Raw genomic sequence first — 20,041 nt, 5'->3', positions numbered from 1 at the left:
ATTACCTTTGGAATACAGGCTTATTATTGTATTTCGGAGCAAATTGCTAGGAAATCAACCAGCCTTATGTTAAAATAATTCTTGTAAGTAGATTAAATGACTATCCGACTTGAGAGTTTGTAAGATCACCCTGATTTTTATTCTGTTTGCTATTACTACGCTTGCGCAACAAGCCAAAAAAAGCAAAATCCCGGTTCCGATTAAGCCCGAGATAGTGGTGCCCCCGGCTTTTCTGCAAACCAACCAAAAATGGGTCGATTCGGTTTTTGCTACTTTAAGCCCCGAAGAACGCATTGCCCAGATGTTCATGATTGCGGCCTACTCTAACCGGAACCGGGCTTTCGAAGATTCTATCGCGCAGGTGGTTGCGCAGTACAAAGTAGGCGGTTTAATCTTTTTTCAGGGTGGCCCCGTGCGGCAGGCCAAACTCACCAACCGCTACCAAAGCTTAGCCAAAGTGCCCCTGCTCATTGCCATGGACGCGGAGTACGGGGTAGGCATGCGCCTGGATAGTACTACCCGTTTTCCTTACCAAATGAGCATCGGGGGCCTGGAAGATGAGAAACTCATTTACGAAATGGGAAAAGAAGTAGCCGGCCAGTTTAAGCGGTTGGGCATGCACGTAAATTTTGCTCCCGTAATTGATGTAAACAACAATGCCGATAATCCGGTCATTAATTTCCGGTCGTTCGGCGAAAACAAGAAAAACGTAACCCGCAAAGGCATTGCTTACATGAAAGGCTTGCAGGATAATGGCATTCTGGCCTGCGCCAAGCATTTCCCGGGTCACGGCGATACCGACGTAGACTCGCATTTGGCTTTGCCGCAGATTTATTATAACCGCCGGCGCTTAGATTCTTTGGAATTGTATCCTTTCCGGGAGCTGATGAAAGAAGGGCTGGGCTCGGTAATGGTGGCCCACTTAAATATTCCGGCCCTGGATACCACGAGTAATCTGCCTTCTACTTTATCTAAACCCATTGTTACCGGGTTATTAAAAGAAGAGCTGAATTTTAAAGGGCTGGTTTTTACCGATGCCATGAACATGAAAGGCGTTACCCGGAATTTTCCGGACGGGCAAGCCGACTTACGGGCAGTTTTAGCTGGGAACGATATCATTGAGTTCTCCGAGAATATAGGTTTGGCCATCCGGTTAGTAAAAGAAGCCATTGTGCAAAAGCAAATTACGCAAGAAGAAATTGATGCCCGGGTACGAAAGATCTTAGCGTTAAAATACTGGGCAGGTTTACACCAGTATAAGCCCGTAAATTTAAAAAATTTGTACGCAGATTTAAATAACGCTAATGCCGATTATGTGAACCGCAAACTTTCGGAACTTTCGGTTACGGTGGTGCGCAACGTGCATAACACGTTGCCTCTCCGTAGTTTGGATACTTTAAAAATTGCGGCTTTAGCTATTGGGGTAAACACCGAAACTCCTTTTCAGCGCATGCTGGCACGGTACGCTCCGGTGCAAAACCTTTATCTGCCACCTAATGCCAGCATCGATTACCTGCAGGATTTAAAAAATAAACTTAAAAACTACAATGTAATAGTTGCCGGAGCCCATGATTTAGGCGTGCGGCCAGTCAATAATTACGGAGTTTCCGCCGAAACGGTAGTGTTTATAAAAGAATTAGCAAAAGGGCAGAAAACTATTTTAAGTGTATTTGGTAATGCCTACTCTTTAGCTAAGTTCCAGGATTTAGAAAAACTGAACGCCGTTATAATGAGTTACCAAGAATCACCGAATGCCCAGGAGGTAGCGGCCGAAGTTATATTTGGCGGTTTAAGTGCGGACGGCAAGTTGCCGGTTACGGTTACGCGTACCTTTAAAGCTACTTACGGTTTGGCTACACACGGCGGGTTGCGTTTTAAATATTCCTCGCCCGAAGACGTAGGCTTAAGTTCTAAAATTTTTAGCCGCATTGATTCTCTGGTAAATGCCGCTATTCAGGCCAAAGCAATTCCGGGAGCGCAGGTGCTGGTGGCCCAAGGCGGCAATGTTATATATCAAAAAGCTTTTGGGTACCATACGTACGAAAACAAAACGCCTGTTAGCAACACGGACTTGTACGATCTGGCTTCGCTGACGAAAATTTCTACGTCGCTGGCGGCTTTAATGAAACTGCAGGACGAAGGTAAATTTGATTTTAACAAAAAAGTAGGCGATTATTTGCCCGGTTTTAAAGGCTCCAACAAAGAAAATTTAAGTTTTAAAGATATTCTCACGCACCAGGCCCGGCTCACGCCTTTTATTCCTTTCTGGAAAGATACCATGAAGAAAAATGGTAAATTTAAGTGGTATACTTTTAAAGCCGATTCTTCTGCTCGCTTCCCGTCTAAAGTTGCCCAAAATTTGTACATGCACCGGCGCTATCCTAAAAAGCTATACAAAAAAATCCGGAATTCCCCTTTAAACGAAAAGCCCGGTTACGTTTATTCCGATTTATCTTTTATTCTGTACCCTTTAATTGTAGAACGCCTGACGGGTATGAAGTTCGAGACGTATTTAAAAGAAAATTTTTACCGGCCACTTGGGGCTACTTCTTTAACTTTTAATCCGGAAAAGTATTTTCCGAAAAGCCGGATTGTACCCACTGAGTACGATTCGCTGTTCCGGAAGCAATTGCTGCACGGCACCGTGCACGACGAAGGGGCGGCCATGCTGGGGGGGGTATCCGGACACGCGGGGTTATTTGGCAACGCCAACGATTTGGCGAAGTTAATGCACATGTATTTGCGAAAAGGCCAGTCAGGAAACCGGCGGTATATTTCCGAAGCTACCCTGAATACCTACACCAGTTGCCAGTTTTGCCCTACCAACCGCCGGGCTTTAGGTTTCGATCGGATTAATTCGCCTTACATTGAGCACGGCAATGCGGCCAAAGGAGCCAGTCCGGAAAGCTTTGGCCACAGTGGCTTTACCGGTACTTTCACCTGGATTGATCCGAAGTATGATTTGGTGTATGTTTTTTTATCAAACCGGGTAAACCCGACGCGTAATAACAGCAAACTAAGTGATTTAAATACCCGCACCGAAGTGCAACAAGTAATTTACGATGCCATCGAAGCCGCTGAGAAAAATAAGACAAAGGAAAAAGCTTTAGGTAGTAACTAAACCATCAGGAGTATTCAGGAGGGAAGTCAATAATTGATACGGGTTATTTTTAAATTTTAAACGGCCCGCTATTACTTAAACTTATATTTCGGAATGCAGAACAGCAAATCAATCGCGGCGGCTTTGCTGTTTATTTAACCAATTTAGGGTATGGTAGTATCCTATCTTTTACAGCGTACGTAGGTAGTAGTAGCTATAATTTATTTGTACGATAATCTAAATCAAGATATGCTAACTACCGTTGTTATTATTGCCATTATTATTGCCTTAATCATAGGCTTTTTAAGCGTCAGGAATAAATCTAAAAAAGATCCTAACTCGCCGGCTACTTCCGCGCGCCCCGATGCTCCTCCGGGTTATAATACCCGTTCCAACGATCCGTCGGCTGGAGGTACGGGTCCCGATCCGACCAGCAGCAGTTAATGCATGCGGATATAATAATAAAGGCACTTCCCCAAGAATATTTATTATGGGGAAGTGCCTTTACTTTTTTGCACCTAAAACAAGAAAAATCTTGATAAATTTTAAAAAATTTAAAAAAAGTATGGGATTGCTACTTCTTTGTATTGGAATCGAATCGCAATACGTTTTTAGCAATAGTATATTTCCATTACACGGTAGATAAGTTTAATAAAAGTTTTGTGCGTGGATACGCCTTTTTAACCTAATTTAGCCCAATAGCACATCAATTTTTTCTTTTTTTTCGTACACGCTGGCATGAGCGAGTTGGAAAAATCTAAGGATAATAAATTTTCTGGTTCCGATAAAATTTACCGGGATATACTGGAAAAACTACGAGCTACTTTCAAGAAATATAATTATATACCTGAAATAGCAGCTTGTGAGCAGGCTGGTTTGCAAATAAGGCCGCGGGGCAACTCCCAAGAGGAACGAACCGAGTATTTGTTGGAAATAGTAATGGGCTTGCTGCAAGCAGTACCAAACTCACCCTTTATCGAAGAGTTGTTTAATAACTTTTTAAAGGATTACATCCATTTCGTTAATCCCGAGCACGTATATCATTTAGCGGAATATTACCTGACTGATGATTTTATTTTGAAACATAAAAGTGAGTGGCTGCAAGATCAAAAGCCCAAAATCAGGTATATCTAACCTAAAATAGCCGGATGGTGTCTTCTACTGAGAAGTAAAAAAACGTTAGCTTTTCATAAACTATATGGCCCCTAGCAACAACCTTTAAATTTAAAAAAACGATGGTAGGCTTTGCTCAAGGGCGGGTATTAATGATTCTAAAGGCTTCAGCACGCGAAACTTCCCGTTCAGAAATAATGTATTCGTTATTATCCGCTATTACTAAGCGGTAATTTTCCTGCGCATCATAAAAGATAACCATTGTAATATCCTCGTAAGCTCGGCTAAAAATTTTCCGCGCTTGACAGATTAAGCTATATCGTTCTAACTTCAAGTAATTCAAACGTTTCATGTCCGCTAAAAGCCGAAGCTTACCAACTTCTTGTAATTTTACTATTTTGTATACTTGGTTGGGGTAAAAAAGTTATGTAATTAATTGGAGATTATATTGTTTCGGCCAATTTCAATAAGGTGGTGAAGGCTTAAAAGCGGGCCGCATAATACTTGGAATAAGTTCTACCGGGATAACTCTTTATAACTTGTAACAGCAATAAACAATAAATAAGCAAGGAGCTAAAGCTTTCTACTAAAGCGGCAAAAGTGCCGGTAATTGTAATTTTATTTTAACGTAAATAGATTGAAAAACTTGTATTTAGTACTTTTTTTTGGGAAGTGTATGAAGCCAAGAGACAAATTGCTTTGAAATTACTTCTTAATTCGTTTTTGTGGAAGTATGTTTTACTTATATTTAAAAAATCAAACTTTTTTTATTTAGCTAATTCTACCGCGAAGCAAGAGTTATTTTTAACAACTAACCGGTTTCTGCCTGGTAGGGTAACATAGTTTATAAAGCGGCTTGCTATTATATTATAAATAGTTATATTTCCTGTAATTCAGATGGGAGCACAGTTGTGTAAATAAGGCAATTAGTTGTAGATTTTCTTGCCTATTTAGAATTACAAACTAGAATATTTTTAAATAAAACTAATACCAACCAAATTCAAAGACCATGAATAGCACCGATCCTCTTTTGGCTCCCATGAATGGTGCCGAACACCGCTTAGTCGGCGGGGTACATCTTGATTACATGCAAACGGGGGCTGCTCGGGTAAAACGGGTTATTTATCCGGTAGGCTTCCGGTGGTCTACGGATATGAAGCCGATTATTGGTACCGAATTATGCATGCACGCCCACGCCGGTTTCTTAGCCAAAGGGCAATTACGTATTCAATACGCCGATGGCTTTACCGAAGACTTTATTGCCCCGCAGGTGGTATCTATTGAACCCGGCCACGATGGTTGGGTAATAGGCGAGGAGCCGGCTGTACTAATCGAGTTTGATTTTCAGGGAGATACGGTGCAGCACCTGCAGATTCCCGAAGTCCACTCCCGCAAGTAGATGCTGCTTACTGCTTAAAATTTAAAAAATTGCTTTTACTGCGCCAATATACCTAGGGCTGAGCCGGTGAAAGTAGCCCGGGCACTGTCCGAAAATTGGTACTGCCGTTTAGGAATGTTTAAGTTTTCAATTACCAATTCGCTTTTGTTCCGGATATCCAGGTGGGCTTCCTGAATATGGTTGGTTTTATCTAAGTTTAAGCGGGCCGAACTGCCGGTACTTACGCCCACTACTGCCTCTAAGCGGGTTATTTTATTGCCCGATAATTTTACCGCCGTGGCTTTGTCTTGCTGCAAACTGAATGCGGATTGCTGAAATCCTTGGACCGTTACGGTATTATCATCCCAGGATTTGGTTGACGTTATTTTTTTACCTTGGATGCTATAGAAGGCGTTGGTTTTTAAATTATCTAACTTAGGGCAGGTAATAACTACTAAATCACCGTACGGCTGTCGTTTTTCCTCTTTGGGGTAAACCAAGTCTACCTGTAGATGCTGGCCGTTTTTCTTAATTTGAACAAAATCGGTAACGAATGGGTGAACCTGTACCTTGTAGTCGCCGGACAATATCTTTACATTTATCTCGGTGGCCGGATTAATTATAATCTGATCAAAGTCGCGGTAGTTTAAAGTAACAAAATTGCGGTAAGGGTCTTTGTAGGTTCCTTTGTTGTATTCCGTTTTTAAAGCCATGTTGTAAGCTACCAACGAACCCAGCAAAATAAAGGCTGCCGTAAGCAATAGAATGGTACTTGTTTTTAAATGCTGTAACATAATTTTATCAGTTTTTTCGGTTTTATAAATTGCTTTTGATTAGAGTACTAATTGGGCTTAAATCGCTTCTGTATGGTTATTTGAGAAAAGGTGGAGCCCCTAAATTTTAAAATAATTAACTGATACTTGAATTTACTCCGTGCCATTTACTTAAAATAGAGCCAGGACCCAGCAGAAAGTCGCACATTTTCTTGCTTTAAGTTTGGCTAATTTTTAGTTGCCCCATTGCCATTGCCAGTATCAAAATGGTCTGTTTTAAACTGTTCGTAGCGCTTTCCTATTTCTTCCAGGCTAATGTCGAGTAAAAATATCGTGCGAAAGAACTCCGGTAAATCTTGCTGCAGAAAGCGTTCTTTGCGGTAGTTTTTAATTTTTTTTTCACCGGCCGGTGCTACAAAAAAGCCAAGTCCGCGTTTGTTGTAAATTACTTCTTGGTTTTGTAAAAATTCGTAGGTACGCATAACCGTGTTGGGATTTACTTGCAACTCGCCGGCTAAATCCCGCACCGAGGGGATCTTATCTTCGGATAGCCATTTGCCCAGTAATATATTTTCGCTCACGTAAGCGGCTATTTGCAGGTAAATCGCTTCGTTTTCTCTAAATTCCATACTTCTTTCTCCTTCTTAAACTTGCTTTTCTTTTAATCCGAAATAAGCAGCCAGCCAGAAAATCAGGCCCAGTACCACTGGCAGCAGCTTGGTAAAATATGGTTTGATTTCCGGTAAGTCTAAATAATAATACTGATCCTTATCTTGAAAGCCGATGTTGTTAAAAGGCATTGCTACCATTAAGTCGCGATTTAAAAGCATTTCCAGCCCGTGGTAATTCAGAAAGACCAGGAGCATGAGCCCCAAAAAAAATGCAAAAGCCGTTTTTATAAAGTGCAGTTTTTGAAAAAACACCGATCCCCAGAGCGCGATACCATGGATAAAAGCAAAAATTAAAAAAACTAAGTAAACTTCATTTTCCGTAGAAAATATATTCAGGTATTTTACGGGTTCAGCGCCCGGATTATCCAGGTTTAATACTAACCCTACAACCAGGTAAAAACTAAGCGTAAAAACCACACTAAAAATTAAAAAAGAATACAACCAGGCCACTAAATATTTTTCGAAATGGCTGGCGGGTAAAGTAAGCGCGGCCATGGCTTTTTTCTTATCGCCCAGGTGCGCAAAAACGGTGCTGGTAAAAACACTGCCGGCCCCCAGCAGACTAAAAATAAACAGTAAGGTTTGCTCTTCTTCATCCACCGGGTAGCTTTGCATGTAAGCCACAAAACCCAGAATTAAAGTCATGGCGCCGGTGAGCACCGCGGCTGCCATCAGGTACCATTTCAGATATTCGGCGGTGTGTTTGGCCAGTACCCGGCTAAAACGAGTAAAACTAAAATGATTGTTCATAAACGGGCTGGTTTAATAGTTTCGTGATTTTTGGGTTGCCGCTGATAACAGCGTTAAATAATAATTCCATGTCTACTTTACCGTAGGTGCCGCCTTTATTAGGTACAATAACCTGTTTGCCGCGTACCGAATCTTCGGCGTACAGGGCTTCTACTCCCAGCGTGGCGGGCATAGTAGTAAAGGTGAGCTGCTCGGCAATTTTATCTAGTTCCTGGTTTACCACAATTTCCCGGTTGTGCAGAATCAGCACCGTATCAATCAGGCTATCCAGGTCGCGTACCTGGTGGGTAGAAATAACCAGGCATCGGTCTTCGGTTAAGGCTGAGGCCATAATTTTGCGAAACTGCACTTTCGAAGGTATATCCAAGCCGTTGGTGGGTTCGTCCATGATCAGGTAGCGGGTATTAGAAGCTAAGCCAAAAGCAATCATAAATTTTTTCTGTTGCCCAAACGAAAGCCGGTCCAGGACGCTGTTGGTGGGTACATCAAATTCCTGCAGGTATCTATAAAATTCCGTAAGTTTAAATTGAGGATAAAAACCCGCCGTGCGAGCCAGAAACTGTTCGGCAGTTAAGGCGGGTACGTAAATTTCTTCCGGAATAAAATACAAATCTTCCAGTACGGTGGGTAGGCGCTTGGCGGCCGGTTGCCCGTTAATCAGGCAAGTACCGGATTTCGGAAAAGCCAGCCCAATCATGTTCTTCAACAGCGTAGATTTACCCGCTCCGTTTTTCCCGAGCAAGCCGTAAATATGCCCCGGATACAAGGTTAAATGCAGATTCTCGAAGAGCAGCGACTGGCGCGAATAGCCAAAACTTAAACTGTTGATTTGAATCATGATAGGATTGGTTTAGTGTATTAGTTAAATAGTACACTACAAATGTATTCAAAGATCTGGTTTTACCAAATTTTTTAAAAATTTATTTTTCCATTGGTGAAAAACCTTCTGCCAGAAGAACAAAGCTCGATAATCAGCCACCTAAATTTAAAAAAGAGATAAGCCTAGATTCCGGTAAAGCCGATTTTATAATTATGCGGAGCCGTAGCAGGGGCTAATAGATTATGTGTATTTTTGTAAGTTGTCGGTCGGCTCCCGGGAGCTAATCCACCACTTCAGAATAATTAAACATGGCGCCAGCTAGTCTTTCGGAATTACAAAAAACTTTACAAGGGGAATTTTACTATCAGGAGACCGGCCTGGATAACGCCATGCGGCTGGTGTATGCCTCCGATGCATCTATCTACCAGGAAAAACCTTTGGCGGTGGCTTTACCCAAAGACGTAGCGGATCTTAAAACGCTTATTCAATTTGCGGCATCTAAGCAGGTTACCCTTATACCGCGGGCGGCGGGTACTTCTTTGGCGGGCCAGGTAGTAGGTAAGGGCATTGTGGTAGATATTTCGAAGTATTTTGATCAGATACTGGAAATCAATCCTACGGAAAAATGGGTGCGGGTGCAGCCCGGCGTTATTCGCGATGACTTGAATAAAAAGTTGAAACCTTTTGGTTTAATGTTCGGGCCGGAGACTTCTACCGCGAGCCGGGCCATGATCGGGGGGATGGTGGGTAATAATTCATGCGGATTGCACAGCATCCGGTGGGGCGCTACCCGCGACCACTTGCTGGAAGCTGCCGTAGTGTTGAGCAACGGCGAAGAAACTACTTTTCAGGCGCTGAGTGAGCCTGAACTAAATCAAATACAACAAGAAGATAGCCTAACCGGAGAAATTTTTAAAAAAATGTTTCGGTTGCTCCAAAACTCTGAAAATCAAGCTTTCATACAAGCTAATTTTCCGCATAAAAATATCACCCGTCGCAATTCGGGTTACGCCCTGGATGCCTTGCTGGAAACTGCTCCTTTTTCAACGAACCAGAAATCGTTTAACTTGTGCTCCTTAATTGCTGGCTCCGAAGGCACGCTGTGCTTTTTGACCGAACTTAAACTGCAATTAATGGAGCTGCCCCCGCCCGAAAATGCCTTATTATGCATTCATTGCCGCAGTGTGGGCGAATCGTTGGAAGCTAATCTGGTGGCCATGCGCCACGATGTGTACGCCTCGGAGTTAGTAGATAAACGCATTCTGGATTTTACCCGAAATAATTTGAGCCAACAGCCTAATCGTTTTTTCATTCAAGGCGATCCGCAGGCTATCTTAATGGTCGAATTTTTTGCCGATAACCGCGAACAATGTTTATTGATGGCCGAAGCCTTGGTGCAGGAGTTAAAAGAAGCTGCTTTGGGCTACGCTTACCCCATATTATTTGGAGCCGATGCGGCTAAAGCCTGGGACGTACGCAAAGGAGGCTTAGGTTTACTGCGCAATATGCCCGGCGACGAACAACCCGTAAATTTAATCGAAGATTGTGCGGTTGCCATCGAGGACTTGCCCCAATACGTAACCGATTTAGACCAGCTCTTACAACGCCACGGTTTAGTAGCTTCGTATTACGCCCACGCCGGTGCCGGGGAACTGCACGTAGAACCCATGCTGAATTTGAAAACCACGGCGGGTAAAACCTTGTTCCGGCAGGTATTGGCCGAAACAGTAGATTTAGTGAAGAAATACAATGGTTCGTTAAGCGGCGAGCACGGCGACGGGCGCTTGCGCGGGGAGTTTATTCCGCAGATTATGGGACCGGAAGTGTACGATTTGTTCCGGGAAGTAAAACAGATCTTTGATCCTCACTTTATTTTTAACGCGGGTAAAATTGTAGATACGCCCCCCATGGACGAATTTCTGCGGTACGTGCCGGAACAAGCTACTCCCCAGATTAACACGGTTTTTAGTTTTGCGGGCCAGGGCAATATTTTACGTTTAGCCGAAAAATGCTCCGGCTCCGGCGATTGCCGTAAGACCCAGCTTACCGGCGGTACGATGTGCCCCAGTTACATGGCCACCCGCCAGGAAAAAGATACCACCCGCGCGCGCGCCAATATCCTGCGCCAGTTTCTCACCCAGGATGGCAGCGTAAACGGCTTTAACCACCACGAGATTAAAGAAGTAATGGATCTGTGCCTTAGCTGCAAAGGCTGCAAGTCCGAGTGTCCGTCGGGGGTGGATATTGCCAAAATGAAAGCCGAGTTTTTACAGCATTATTACGATGCGAACGGTACGCCCCTGCGTACGCGCCTGATTGGGAATTTTACCCGTTTAAATGCCTTAGCCTCGAAAGTGCCTTGGGCTTATAACCAGGTAATGAATAATGGATTTACCGGTAAATTTGCTAAACAAGTAATGGGCTTTGCGCCGCAGCGTTCTTTGCCGCCGCTGGCCAAAACTACTTTACAAAGCTGGTACCGGCAATGGCGGAAAAAATCCGCCGCCAACACCCCAGGTCGCAAATTGTTTTTTTTCGCGGATGAGTTTACGAATTACAACGATGCGGAAATAGGTATTAAAGCTATCAAACTGCTTACCGCTTTGGGATATGACGTTATTATTCCGGAGCACGTAGAAAGTGGCCGTACCTATTTGTCTAAAGGATTAGTGCGGGAAGCCCAGAAAATTGCCATCCGTAATGTGGAACTGCTCGGGAATGTGGTAACCAAAGAGGCGCCAATTGTAGGCCTGGAGCCTTCGGCTATCCTGACTTTAAAAGATGAATACCTAGACCTGGTACCCGACCCGCTATTAACACCAGCTACCGCTTTGGCCCGCCGTAGTTTTTACCTCGACGATTTTCTGGCGGCTGAAGTAGCGCAAGGTTTTATTCGGTCGGAGCAATTTACTACCGCGGCCCGGCACATTAAATTGCACGGGCATTGCCATCAAAAAGCTTTATCGTCGCAAACAACCACGGCCAGCTTACTGGCTTTACCCCAAAATTACGAAGTGAGTATTATTCCGTCGGGTTGCTGCGGCATGGCGGGTTCGTTTGGTTACGAAGCCGAGCATTACGACGTGTCCATGCAAATTGGCGAACTGGTTTTATTTCCGGCGGTACGGGCCGCCGGTCCGCAAGAACTGATTGCCGCTCCCGGAACTTCTTGTCGCCACCAAATTAAAGACGGCACTTCGCGGCAAGCCTTACACCCCGTTGAAATATTATGGGATGCCTTGTTACAGTAGCTTTGAAAGGCGCTTGCTAAAGAAAAATTTAAAAAATTAAAATGATGGAAGGATTCTGGCAGTCAGCGTTAAGGCTGGCGTCGGGTTTCAGGCTACGGCAGCCGTGTCCTTCGCAATCTCAATCCAGATTTTTTCTTTCTTTTCTACAGACTTTAACAAAGCCACTAAACTATTTACCTTACTGGCACAATTCCAGATTTTATCCTGCATGTTGCTATGTTCGCCAATTAAAATGCAACCTAGCGAATCTTCGCAGGTATTGCCACCGTGGATTCGGATGCCTTCAAAGCACGGCACGTTGAGCAAAAGCGGTAAATATTTTTTAAAATTATTACTAAAATTAAGCACCACTTGGTAGTTACCGCTATCAATGGCCGTTTTACTTTTTTGCTTTTTCTGGCAATCACCTTTTAAATTCCGATCAGTATCCTCTAAAGTATACGCAAAGAAACTATTGTTAATAAACATTTTACCTAACGTAGAAGTAGGCGTATAAACCGAACGAACCACTTTAATCTGCATACAAAAAACCTTTTAAATGAGCGACCTGCTTTTGGGTTAGATTAAATAAAACGACCCCAATACCGTGGTAAATATCTAACCCCCAAAAAGGAATCGCAATACTGATTTTTCAGTATTTTGCCAGTAGTTACCTGAGGATAAGTATTTTACTTAAATATTCTATATAAAAAGAGGAGTCTGGTTATCGCATTTATCTGGCAGGTTTCTGTTTGATTAACTTTTACTTCTATTTAAATTAACACGCTGCACAAAGCTTTTCCGGAAAGCTTTGTGCAGCGTGTTAATTTAAAGTTTACTTGTTGGCAAAAATTTAAAAAATGTTTACCGAGTAGGGGAGGCCGGCGGTGGGGCAAACCATTTTTGATCTAAACTAATTTTTCCGGGGCCAATAAAATATAAGCTGATAAATAAAATGGCTGCTTCTAAGGCGTGCGAATACGTATTAAAATCATCGCCTTGCCGCAGGTGCATGGTAGTGGCTACGCACATCGCCATAAAAAGCAGAAGCGTAACTGGCCGGAAAAACAAGCCTAGCAGCAACAAAAAGCCACCGGCAAACTCGGTAAAGCCGCCCATAAATCCCCAGAAAACAGGAGCAAACGTGATACCCACATTGGCCATCGCCCCGCCCACTTGTTCCCAGTATTCGGGCCCGCCTTTTACTTTCGGATACCCGTGCAGCATAAAAGCCCAACCAATGCCAACCCGCAATAATAGTAAACCGAAGTGGCGGGTGGGATAATAGTTACGAAAAAAAATCATAGTGTAGCGTAATCAGGAGTATTTGTTAAGTAAATGGACACAAGTAGTAAGACACCAGTATCAAGACAAAATGAAATATAATAAATTAAATATCAGCGATTTAACCTTGTATTTTCAATATTGGAATGTAACTTTCAATTGGTCCTTTTACTTAGTTTGTTCGAAATCGTAAAAATAAAATTCAGATGCAAATGGAATAACTGCTGCCTGCACTTTACCTGGTTTACAAGTCATCTTCTTCGTCCGGAAACTCGAGATTTTGTAAAGCTTGTAAGATTTCTTTGACAATCTGTTCCATTTCGCGGCGAGAATCTGCTTCTAAGGTTCGGGCAAATAAATCCAAGATTAATTCACCTTCGGTGTTGGTGTATAAATCTTGAAAAAGCTTTTCAAATACTTTATTTTCCTTTTGAATAATCGCATCAATTTGATTAATAGAAGTAGCTTTGGCAGCTCTTTTTAAAACCTCTAGTACTTTCTCACTCACTTCACCACCGCCTAAATCAGTAAAAATTTGCATTAATGCGGTGGCTACCCCTAACCTAATTTTTTCAAAAGCAAAATGCAATTCGTTATTTACCGGGCCACCTTGCCGGACACGACTTTCCGCCTGATCAAAATTTTTAAAAATTTGGGGTAATGGTTTGTCAAACAAATCGGGTTGCGGGGTATGCAGCGCGCGCTGCAGCAATAACTCAAAATCTGAAGCCAGCATAGCGTTAATTTAAGTGAAATAGTTAAACCAGAATAGCGCTTTGTTTCCGGAGTTACGCTTGTAAAATTAAAGGAAAATTTAAAAAAAAAGCAGCCTCTTGATTTTTGATAGCCTAAAAACATGCGGTAGTAAAGCGCAAAAAGGTTTTGTGCCGAACATTTTAATTACCGAACTTGGCCTAAAATTTAAAATATTCTATGCGGCTTCTTTTACTCCGATTTTTATTTTTCGTTTTTGTTTTTTTTAGCGGTATTACCTACTTATCGGCACAAACCATACAAACGCCCGCTCAATTTTTAGGTTATAACCTAGGCGAACGTTTTACCCCCCATTCCCAGATTGTTAGATACGTGGAATACCTGGCGAGCCAGGCGCCGAAGCGGATGCAATTGCAAACTTACGGCCGTACCTACGAAGGGCGCCCGCTTTTACTGGCTACGCTATCGGCCGAAACGAACATGAACAACCTGGAAAAAATCCGGACCGATAATTTAAAGCGCATTGGTTTAGCGCCGGGTCAGGCCACCGGTACCCAGCCCGCCATTGTGTGGCTCAGCTACAACGTACACGGCAACGAGGCGGTATCGTCGGAGTCAGTTATGCTGGTACTATATAATTTAGTAACCGCGCAAAACCCCGATATAGCCAAATGGCTGCAAAATACCGTAGTGCTGGTCGATCCCTGCGTTAACCCCGATGGAAGAGACCGCTATGCCTCGTGGTATAACCAGGTGGCCAACCGCGAACCAAATCCTTCGCCCGCCGCCCGCGAACACCAGGAGCCTTGGCCGGGCGGACGCGTAAACCATTATTTATTTGATTTGAACCGCGACTGGGCTTGGCAAACTCAATTAGAATCGCAACAGCGCATTAAGGTTTATAATCAATGGATGCCGCAAGTACACGCCGATTTTCACGAAATGGGGGTGGAGTCGCCGTATTATTTTTCGCCGGCTGCCAAACCTTACCACGAAGCCATTACTCCCTGGCAACGCCAGTTTCAGCAAATTATCGGGCAGAATAACCGCAAATACTTCGATAAAAATAACTGGTTGTACTTTACCCGCGAGGTCTTTGATTTATTTTACCCCAGCTACGGCGATACCTGGCCAACCTTTAACGGTGCCATTGCCATGACCTACGAGCAAGGCGGTGGACCCCGGGCCGGGCGCGCTATCACGAAAACCGACGGCGATACTTTAACTTTGGCGCAGCGAATTGCGCACCATTACGCCGCCAGTTTAGCTACCATCGAAGCTACTTCCGACCGCAAAGACCAGGTTTTGCAAGAATATCAAAAATACTACGAGCAAGCCCGTACCAAACCTACCGGGGCTTACCAAGCCTACGTTTTAAAAGCTAATAATCAGCCGGGCAAAATAAACCAATTAACCACTTACCTCGACCGGCAACAGATTAGCTACGGTTACGCTACCAAAAAAAGCACGGGCTTTGGTTTTAATTATACTACCGGTAAGTCGGAACCAGTACGCATTGAGCCCAACGATCTGGTGATTAGCCTTTACCAGCCCAAATCAACGTTAATTAAAGTTTTATTTGATCCCAATGCTAAGCTGGAAGATTCTTTAACCTACGATATTACGTCCTGGGCCATTCCGTACGCCTACGGTTTGCCGGCTTATGGCTTAAAAGCCCGGGTGGGTGAGGTTAGCGATAAACCACAGCCACCAGTGGGTACAAACCCTGCGAAAATGGTAGAGCAGCCCTACGCCTACCTGGCCCGCTACAATAGTTTGCCCGATTTACAATTTCTAGCTTCTTTGGTAAATAAAAATATAAAAGTTCGTTTTTCGGAGAAAGCCTTTGAGGCCGATGGTCAAAAGTACGCCCCGGGAACCTTAATTATTACCCGCGCCGGTAACGAACGGTTGCATACCAAATTTGACGCGCTCCTAAAAGCCCAGGCCGATTCTTTTGGGGTAAGTTTAATGCCTACGCAAACCGGATTTGTTACGAGTGGGGTTGATTTTGGCTCTTCCAGTGTCCGGTCGGTGCGAAAGCCGAAAATTGGGGTGTTGGCCGGCGATGCTATTTCGTTTAGTGCTTTTGGGGAAGTGTGGCACTTTTTCGAGCAGCAAATTCAATACCCCATTACCGTAATCGATACCCGCGACTTTAACCGCGTAGCCTGGCAGCAATTGGACGTTATGATTTTACCCGATGGCCGGTACAACGAGTTACTGGACGAAAAAAACTTAAATCAATTAAAAGATTGGATACGAGCCGGCGGAAAAGTAATTGCCATGGAGGGAGCGGCCGCGCACCTAGCGGGCAAACGCGATTTTAATTTAGTTAAAAAGAAAGTGCAGGACAGTGTGGATTTAAAAAAAGAGCCTTACAAAGCTCTCCGGTTGTACGGCGATGCCGAACGCAGTGCTTTATCGGAGTTAATTCAGGGCGGTATTTACCGGGTAACGATGGATAACACGCACCCGCTGGCTTTTGGCTACGGCACCACACATTTTGCCTTAATACAGGAAGTGAACGATTACCAATTTATGCAGCGGGGATGGAACGTGGGCGTACTTAAAAAAGATATTTACGCCAGCGGCTTTGCCGGCAGTAAAGTTAAAAAACGCCTTCAGGATTCTCTGGTTTTTGGTGCTCAGGATCTGGGCCGGGGTCAGGTGGTATATTTAACCAACAATCCCTTATTCCGGGCTTTTTGGCACAGCGGCAAATTATTATTTGGCAATGCGCTGTTTTTGGTGGGGCAGTAAAAATTTAAAAAAACACGTACAACCAAAAAGCAGTTTACTTGAAACCTGCTTTTTGGTTGTAGTATATTAAGTAGTTGGTCGTTAATAGTTGTTCGTTGTTCGACTGGTAGTATTTTTAAAATCAACTACTTATCAGAACCTATCCATCTATTTGATTTTGTCCAAGTACTTAATGGAGAATATGCCTTTAGGATTAATTTAGTTTATTGTTACTATGTGTTGCTAAGCAAAGCACTTACCTTGATCTACTCCAGCTAATTTTCAGGCTTACGTAAAGGGCTTTTTTACTTAACCTTTCATAAATTTTAATTTTCTGCTGACTTGCTGGAGCCATTCCCGCGCCATTAACTCATGACCTGCCGGCATCGGGTAAATGCCATCCCAAATCCAATTTTCTGCCGGCGTTTTGGCCAATGCCCGGTTAAATGCCTCCTGAAACTCCACCAAAATGGCCTGGTGTTCCGTGCTTAGCTTTTTAACGATTTCGCGGCGCTTTTGTACTTCGCGGTTGTATTCGGCCCACCGTTCTTTCACTTTCCCCACCGGAAGGAAAAACGGCTCGCAAAGTACCAGTTGTACATGGGGTAATTGTTGTTTCGTTTGCTGTAATAAATTGCGGTAACTCTTTTTGTACTGCTCAGCGGTAAAATCTTAATTGCCTCCCCAAAAAGTTGAAACATCGTTAATGCCAATGAGCATACTTAAAAGGTTCGGTTTTAAATCAAGGGTATCGGTTTGCCAACGAGCCGCTAAATCAGTAATCTTGTTACCGCTGATGCCCCGGTTGATAAAATGAAAGTTTTTGGCCGGATACGCGTACCCTAATTTGCCGGCGATAATATAGGCATAGCCATGACCCATTACGTGGTTCCAATCGGTATTGCGCGTGCGGTTGCCTTCAGTGATGGAATCGCCCTGAAACAAAAAAGTAAAATCATCGCCGGCCATAGTAGTAGTTTCCAGCAAAGACATGGCAGGGGCTAAACCAGGAGCAATGGAGGCCAGAGCGCTTAGGGTGCTACACTTTTTTAAAAAATAACGCCGCTTATTCTGATTATTTTGCATTTATGATTTTTAACTAAGTAGTTGGTCGTTTTTAGTTGTTCGTTATTCAATCGTTATACCTTTAACCATCAATTGCTTAAACTCAGGATTTCAGCAACTTAATTTTGTCCTGTTACTTAATTACGAAATTTAAAATTAAAGCACCTGTCTTTCCAGAGAGAACTATACTGGAGGTTCTGGTAATAGTAAAATTTAAAAAAAATTACCATGTCGGATAAAAACAAATTAGTTGAAATAAAACGCTTGGGCGAAAATGATGCGCCGTTGGCTGAAGCCTTGTTTATGCTGCTGCAAAACGTTTTTGAAGTAGAAAATCCTACTTCTCCGCCGTTGCCTTATTTACAACATTTATTGCAGAATACTTCGTTTATTGTTTACGCAGCTCTGCAAGATAAGGAGATTTTGGGTGGCTTAACGGCTTATATTTTACCGATGTACCGGGTAACCAGCGCCGAAATATTTTGTACGATATTGCGGTAAAACCAGCGTTTCAAAGAAAAGGAATCGGGCGGCAGCTCCTGGATACCTTGTTACACTACAGCCAGCAAAATGGGTTTATTAATGTGTTTGTTCCGGCTAACGAAGAAGATACGCACGCTTTAGATTTTTACCACGCTACCGGCGGCAATCCCGAGAAAGTTGTCTATTTTACGTATGTAACCAACAAAAATTTTTAACCTGAACGATGCCTTGCCGAAAAGCTGAATTTTAAATAGGAGTAAATTGGCAATTAAAGCGGTTCTTTAGTGGTGCGCCAATCAACCTTTTAAAAATCCGATTTTTTAATTACCAGCTACTATTGGCGGTTGATCAATGCGATTGAATATAGTCGTCAGGTTAGTGGATGCAGTAAAAAATTTTAAAAATTTAAAAAATAATCTTTAGCGCAGATGAATGGTTTTTAAAGCTAAAGCTACCCGGCCACACTTTTAGATTCAGCTTGTTTTTCCATTTTTGGTATTAAAAACCAAAAGCCCAAAGCAGTAAGGGTGGCCAGTGTAGCGGTAAATCCCCACAAAATTGGAAACCCGAAGTGCGTAATAATACTGGAACCTAAATAAGGTCCCACTACAAACGCCACCGAATAAGACAAATTAAATAAACCCATGTAGGCGCCCCGATTACCAGGTCCGGAGCGTTGTACGGGCACTGTAGCCATAAAAGGCATGGCTAAAATCTCGGCCAGACTTAATAAAAACATGGATAGGTAAAGGATCCAGACGCCTTGAAACCAGTTTAGGGTTACAAAAGAAAATCCTACCAGTAAAGTGCCGGCACTTACTAAATACGCGAGCTTAAAGCGGGTGCCTAGTAAATAAACCAGGATCATCTCCATCGAAAATACCACAAAGCCATTTAGGGCAAACAGCAAACCAATGTCGGTACGGGGGAGCGCATAAACTTGCCGGTAATACAACGGTAGATTAGAGAAAAACTGAAAAAATATAATTCCGAAACAACCACTTAACACGGCATACCATACATACTTGCGGTCGCGGTAAGGCGAGTTGTTTTGGCTGGTGGCTGCCTGGTTTGGTTGGGGAGCCGGCGCGTGGCCTTGCCGCCGGCGGAAGTACAAATAAAAAAATAAGCCGGCCGCCAGGCTGGTAAATCCGTCGGCCAGAAACAGCCAATGGTACGAAAAAGTAGCTAAAATGCCACCCAGCACCGGTCCAATCGAAAACCCCAGGTTTATAGCCATCCGGTTCAGGGAAAAGGCCCGGGTAATATTCGCACCCCGGGTGTAAAAACTAACTGAGGCCGCATTGGCAGGACGCAGGCATTCCGCAATTAAACTCAGCATAAATAAGCCAGGCGCAAAAGTAAGAAACGTTTTTAAAGGCAGCAGCAAAAAGAAAAAAAGACCACTGCCTATTAAACTCATTACCTGTACGCTAAAATGGCCGAACTTATCGGTGAGCCAACCTCCCAGAAAAGAGCCGCACATCGAACCCAATCCAAATAAGCTTAAAGTGAAACCCACCTGTTGCACCGTGAAGTGCAAAACCTCGGTAAGATAAATGCTTAAGAAAGGCAATACCATGGCACCGGTACGGTTAATAAGCATCACCAAAGCCAGCATCCAGGCGGCCGGCGATAAACCACTAAAGGCATTCCGGTAAACAGAAAAAATCCGGTTCATAACTAGTTAAGCCATAGGTAATGCAAGTACACTTATGTTTTATGAAGGCGACAATAAAGGTAAAAGGACAAGGTAAAAATTTAGGGTTTTTTAAATTTCTTTGTGGATACACCTAGTTTTACGAGTTTGTCGCAACCAAACCGTTAATTTAAGCTTTAGAAAAATTTACATTCTAATTTTACCACGTTTTAAACACTTAATGCTTATTCAACCAGATCAGGTAATTGATGTTAATCG

19 protein-coding genes are annotated in these 20,041 nt (G+C 43.3%); 8 read left to right on the top strand and 11 right to left on the bottom strand.

Going from position 1 to position 20,041, the window contains the following annotated elements; all coding sequences use genetic code 11:
• Positions 1 to 109 precede the first annotated feature (109 nt).
• The 3 genes from AHMF7616_RS12740 to AHMF7616_RS12730 all read left to right on the top strand — a co-directional run bounded on the left by AHMF7616_RS12740 (position 110) and on the right by AHMF7616_RS12730 (position 4,234).
• Positions 110 to 3,121 carry a serine hydrolase domain-containing protein gene (locus AHMF7616_RS12740; protein WP_115373229.1) on the top strand — a complete coding sequence of 1,004 codons (3,012 nt, stop codon included), beginning with the start codon at positions 110 to 112 and terminating at the stop codon, positions 3,119 to 3,121.
• 228 nt (positions 3,122 to 3,349) lie between these two features.
• The gene (locus AHMF7616_RS12735) at positions 3,350 to 3,544 is read left to right on the top strand and encodes a hypothetical protein (RefSeq protein ID WP_147275678.1); all 195 of its coding nucleotides are present in this window, start codon (positions 3,350 to 3,352) and stop codon (positions 3,542 to 3,544) included.
• A gap of 294 nt (positions 3,545 to 3,838) precedes the next feature.
• On the top strand, positions 3,839 to 4,234 hold the full coding sequence (locus AHMF7616_RS12730; protein WP_115373227.1) for a hypothetical protein: 396 nt from the start codon (positions 3,839 to 3,841) through the stop codon (positions 4,232 to 4,234).
• Between the two features lie 115 nt (positions 4,235 to 4,349).
• Here AHMF7616_RS12730 and AHMF7616_RS27510 read toward each other — a convergent pair whose 3' ends face one another.
• Positions 4,350 to 4,475, bottom strand: coding sequence for a hypothetical protein (locus AHMF7616_RS27510; protein WP_262511725.1), 126 nt, complete (start codon positions 4,473 to 4,475; stop codon positions 4,350 to 4,352).
• Positions 4,476 to 5,222: 747 nt separating this feature from the next.
• On the opposite strand from AHMF7616_RS27510, the gene AHMF7616_RS12720 reads away from it, so the two are divergent.
• Positions 5,223 to 5,612 carry a cupin domain-containing protein gene (locus AHMF7616_RS12720; protein WP_115373225.1) on the top strand — a complete coding sequence of 130 codons (390 nt, stop codon included), beginning with the start codon at positions 5,223 to 5,225 and terminating at the stop codon, positions 5,610 to 5,612.
• A 35-nt stretch (positions 5,613 to 5,647) separates the two neighbouring features.
• On the opposite strand, the gene AHMF7616_RS12715 is transcribed toward AHMF7616_RS12720, so the two are convergent.
• The 4 genes from AHMF7616_RS12715 to AHMF7616_RS12700 form a co-directional block, all read right to left on the bottom strand.
• Positions 5,648 to 6,385 carry a hypothetical protein gene (locus AHMF7616_RS12715; RefSeq protein ID WP_115373224.1) on the bottom strand — a complete coding sequence of 246 codons (738 nt, stop codon included), beginning with the start codon at positions 6,383 to 6,385 and terminating at the stop codon, positions 5,648 to 5,650.
• 206 nt (positions 6,386 to 6,591) lie between these two features.
• Positions 6,592 to 6,993, bottom strand: coding sequence for a GntR family transcriptional regulator (locus AHMF7616_RS12710; RefSeq protein ID WP_115373223.1), 402 nt, complete (start codon positions 6,991 to 6,993; stop codon positions 6,592 to 6,594).
• Positions 6,994 to 7,008: 15 nt separating this feature from the next.
• The gene (locus AHMF7616_RS12705; protein WP_115373222.1) at positions 7,009 to 7,785 is read right to left on the bottom strand and encodes a hypothetical protein; all 777 of its coding nucleotides are present in this window, start codon (positions 7,783 to 7,785) and stop codon (positions 7,009 to 7,011) included.
• Positions 7,769 to 8,623, bottom strand: coding sequence for an ABC transporter ATP-binding protein (locus AHMF7616_RS12700; protein WP_115373221.1), 855 nt, complete (start codon positions 8,621 to 8,623; stop codon positions 7,769 to 7,771). The genes AHMF7616_RS12705 and AHMF7616_RS12700 overlap by 17 nt, the downstream gene beginning before the upstream one ends.
• 290 nt (positions 8,624 to 8,913) lie before the next feature.
• Here AHMF7616_RS12700 and AHMF7616_RS12695 point away from each other — a divergent pair, with 290 nt between their 5' ends.
• The gene (locus tag AHMF7616_RS12695; protein WP_115373220.1) at positions 8,914 to 11,856 is read left to right on the top strand and encodes an FAD-binding and (Fe-S)-binding domain-containing protein; all 2,943 of its coding nucleotides are present in this window, start codon (positions 8,914 to 8,916) and stop codon (positions 11,854 to 11,856) included.
• Between the two features lie 87 nt (positions 11,857 to 11,943).
• On the opposite strand, the gene AHMF7616_RS12690 is transcribed toward AHMF7616_RS12695, so the two are convergent.
• From AHMF7616_RS12690 to AHMF7616_RS12680, 3 genes are all read right to left on the bottom strand, one after another.
• Positions 11,944 to 12,378: a DUF5675 family protein gene (locus tag AHMF7616_RS12690; protein ID WP_115373219.1), complete on the bottom strand. Its 435-nt coding sequence runs from the start codon at positions 12,376 to 12,378 to the stop codon at positions 11,944 to 11,946.
• A 321-nt stretch (positions 12,379 to 12,699) separates the two neighbouring features.
• Complete coding sequence (locus tag AHMF7616_RS12685; protein WP_115373218.1) at positions 12,700 to 13,140, bottom strand: DoxX family protein; 441 nt, start codon at positions 13,138 to 13,140, stop codon at positions 12,700 to 12,702.
• A gap of 223 nt (positions 13,141 to 13,363) precedes the next feature.
• Entirely contained in the window at positions 13,364 to 13,855 is a 492-nt protein-coding gene (locus tag AHMF7616_RS12680) for a hypothetical protein (protein ID WP_115373217.1), read from the bottom strand.
• Between the two features lie 197 nt (positions 13,856 to 14,052).
• Between AHMF7616_RS12680 and AHMF7616_RS12675 the strand changes: the two genes are divergently transcribed.
• Complete coding sequence (locus AHMF7616_RS12675) at positions 14,053 to 16,596, top strand: M14 metallopeptidase family protein (protein ID WP_115373216.1); 2,544 nt, start codon at positions 14,053 to 14,055, stop codon at positions 16,594 to 16,596.
• A 288-nt stretch (positions 16,597 to 16,884) separates the two neighbouring features.
• Here the strand turns inward: AHMF7616_RS12675 and AHMF7616_RS12670 are convergent, their stop codons facing one another.
• Together AHMF7616_RS12670 and AHMF7616_RS12665 are read right to left on the bottom strand one after the other, a co-directional pair.
• Positions 16,885 to 17,130, bottom strand: a complete 246-nt coding sequence (locus AHMF7616_RS12670; RefSeq protein WP_158546159.1) for an SGNH/GDSL hydrolase family protein — start codon at positions 17,128 to 17,130, stop codon at positions 16,885 to 16,887.
• A 117-nt stretch (positions 17,131 to 17,247) separates the two neighbouring features.
• The gene (locus AHMF7616_RS12665; RefSeq protein WP_115373214.1) at positions 17,248 to 17,661 is read right to left on the bottom strand and encodes a GDSL-type esterase/lipase family protein; all 414 of its coding nucleotides are present in this window, start codon (positions 17,659 to 17,661) and stop codon (positions 17,248 to 17,250) included.
• A 207-nt stretch (positions 17,662 to 17,868) separates the two neighbouring features.
• On the opposite strand from AHMF7616_RS12665, the gene AHMF7616_RS12660 reads away from it, so the two are divergent.
• Both AHMF7616_RS12660 and AHMF7616_RS12655 read left to right on the top strand, forming a co-directional pair.
• The gene (locus AHMF7616_RS12660; protein WP_115373213.1) at positions 17,869 to 18,141 is read left to right on the top strand and encodes a hypothetical protein; all 273 of its coding nucleotides are present in this window, start codon (positions 17,869 to 17,871) and stop codon (positions 18,139 to 18,141) included.
• Positions 18,123 to 18,338, top strand: a complete 216-nt coding sequence (locus tag AHMF7616_RS12655; RefSeq protein WP_158546158.1) for a GNAT family N-acetyltransferase — start codon at positions 18,123 to 18,125, stop codon at positions 18,336 to 18,338. The genes AHMF7616_RS12660 and AHMF7616_RS12655 overlap by 19 nt, the downstream gene beginning before the upstream one ends.
• A 236-nt stretch (positions 18,339 to 18,574) precedes the next feature.
• Here AHMF7616_RS12655 and AHMF7616_RS12650 read toward each other — a convergent pair whose 3' ends face one another.
• Positions 18,575 to 19,804, bottom strand: coding sequence for an MFS transporter (locus AHMF7616_RS12650; RefSeq protein WP_115373211.1), 1,230 nt, complete (start codon positions 19,802 to 19,804; stop codon positions 18,575 to 18,577).
• Positions 19,805 to 20,041 lie beyond the last annotated feature (237 nt).

Origin of the sequence: Adhaeribacter pallidiroseus (genome assembly GCF_003340495.1) — a bacterium.
Lineage (GTDB): Bacteria > Bacteroidota > Bacteroidia > Cytophagales > Hymenobacteraceae > Adhaeribacter > Adhaeribacter pallidiroseus.
This window is presented reverse-complemented; position numbering and strand designations above follow the sequence as displayed.